Annotated in this window: 2 protein-coding genes and 1 tRNA gene; all 3 read right to left on the reverse strand. The window is 42.0% G+C overall.

The features are described 5' to 3' along the window. On the reverse strand, nucleotides 1-760 hold a 760-nt coding region (locus QZZ35_RS11525; protein ID WP_291237534.1), incomplete at its 3' end, for a ParA family protein. Between the two features lie 11 nt (nucleotides 761-771). Beyond that, complete coding sequence (locus tag QZZ35_RS11530; RefSeq protein ID WP_279186631.1) at nucleotides 772-1,644, reverse strand: ParB/RepB/Spo0J family partition protein; 873 nt, start codon at nucleotides 1,642-1,644, stop codon at nucleotides 772-774. Nucleotides 1,645-1,968: 324 nt separating this feature from the next. Beyond that, a tRNA-Arg gene (locus tag QZZ35_RS11535) sits at nucleotides 1,969-2,040 on the reverse strand. Nucleotides 2,041-2,056 lie beyond the last annotated feature (16 nt).

The raw sequence follows: 2,056 nt of genomic DNA on the forward strand, positions 1-2,056 counted from the left end.
TTGTTAATGCCATGTATGCAAATGCCGCTTTTCCCTTTGGATCATAGGAATATATACTGCTTCCTTCCACGCTTACCTCTGATGCCCTGACTGACATCGGTATTTCTGTTGCAAATACCTTAATATTCGCTGAATAAGTATCATAAACCATCAATGAAATATCCCTGGCATAATTGGTACGGTTATCAACCATAGTCAGAAGGATTCCTTCTATCTTAAGCTTTGGGTTCAGCTGTTTCTTTACTCTGCTGATTGTTTTAATCAACTGCTGTAAACCCTTGACCGGAAGATATGCTGCCTGAACTGGTATCAACACAGAGTCTGCACATGCCAGCGCATTGATTGTCATCATTCCCAGAGATGGCATGCAGTCTATAATGATGAAATCATAAAATTGTCTCAGCTGATCTACCATTGTTCTAAGAATCAGTTCCCTGCTCATTACATTTACCAGAGATACCTCAATCGCTGATAATTCGATGTTCGCCGGAATAAGGTCCACACCCTCCTTATGATGAAGAATCGTTTTATCCATGTTAAGCGGTTCATCATTTACAATATTCATCATCATGCTTGCCAGGGAATACTCCATATCATCCGGCTCCGAATATCCAAGGCTGATCGTCATGCTTCCCTGCGGATCCGCATCAATCAATAATACCTTCTTTCCTGACTGTGCCAGGCCAATACCTAAATTCACACATGATACCGTCTTACCTACTCCACCTTTTTGGTTTGATACTGCAATTACTCTACACATAATCTGTCCTCCTATTTATCCCAATTATTTTTCATCCACAATTTCAATATTTCCAATATCTCACGCCTCATCTGTTCCGATGTGTAGCTGGCTGGAAAAAATCTGTGAAGCTGCTCATTCTTAAAAACTACCCGGTCAATATCCTTCTGCTTAATCTCACTTAAGATATCTTCCATTCCTTCTACCGTAAGTTTTCCTTCTGCGCTCAGCTTTTTTATTCTGATTGCCTGTGATAAAGATGGTGTACACTGGGCAAAATCCATAGCTTCCAGCATCTCTTCCTGTTCCTTCTTTTTCAGATAGGAAATCTGCACCGCCGGTGTAAAGCCCATGCTGCCATCATCTACTTTTTCCAAAAGCTCCGGTATCAGTTCTGTTATCTTGATATACCTCTGGACCTGCTTCGGACTGTCTCCACCTTCCTCTCCAATTACTTCAATGGTCTTTTTCCCGGAATGATGGTCAACCTGACCACATTTTCTTCTGCCGGTTTTTCTTTTAATGGCATCGTACTTCATCTTGTAAGCAAATGCTTTTTCGCTTGGACTGATTCTCTCCCTTTGCAGATTGGAATCTACCATTGAAACTACTGCTTCATCATCCTTCATGGCTCGGATGATTACAGGTACTTTCCGATACCCCAGCTTTTCAGCTGCAAATTTTCTTCGGTGCCCAGATATGATCTCATATACCCCTTCCGGTCTTGGCCGGACAATCAGTGGATTCAGTATTCCATATTTTCTGATGCTGTCCTGGAGCTCGATCATCTGACTGTCTGCCTGGACCTTGAACGGATGATTGGTAAAGGATCTCAATCGTTCCAGCTCGATTTCTACAACTTTTTCATCTGCTTCCCGTTGATCTGTTTTTTCTTCTACTGGCATTCTTCCTCCTTTTCCCTGAACGCAAAAAAGCCCGCCCAGATTAGAATTGTTTTTCATCTAATCTGAACGGACCTTACCGTCAGGCTCGAATACTTCCAAGCAAGAATATCATGTTATCACTAATTTACAACCCAAATCTCATCCTACACTGTAGTTGAACTCTCCGGGTGGCAATCCAAAAAATCATAATGGGTGGCAGTTTTTCATTTTCGGTGGCAGATTTTGTATCTAGCGGTAATCTTCGGTGGCAAGTTGCCACCGAAAATCGCTCCAAAAACAAAAATTGCAGTAATAATTGTGGTCAACTATTACTGCAAAAATGGCTGTTCCCAGCGGGAATCGAACCCACAACTAGCGCTTAGGAGGCGCTTGTTATATCCATTTAACTATGAGAACGAATGCCGTATTTTCG

Origin of the sequence: Frisingicoccus sp., assembly GCA_016298055.1 — a bacterium.
Classification (GTDB): Bacteria; Bacillota; Clostridia; order Lachnospirales; family Lachnospiraceae; genus Frisingicoccus.

Excerpts from the sequence above, each read along its gene's own strand:
- QZZ35_RS11530 (WP_279186631.1), bottom strand. The coding sequence starts at position 1,644 with ATGCCAGTAGAAGAAAAAACAGATCAACGGGAAGCAGATGAAAAAGTT.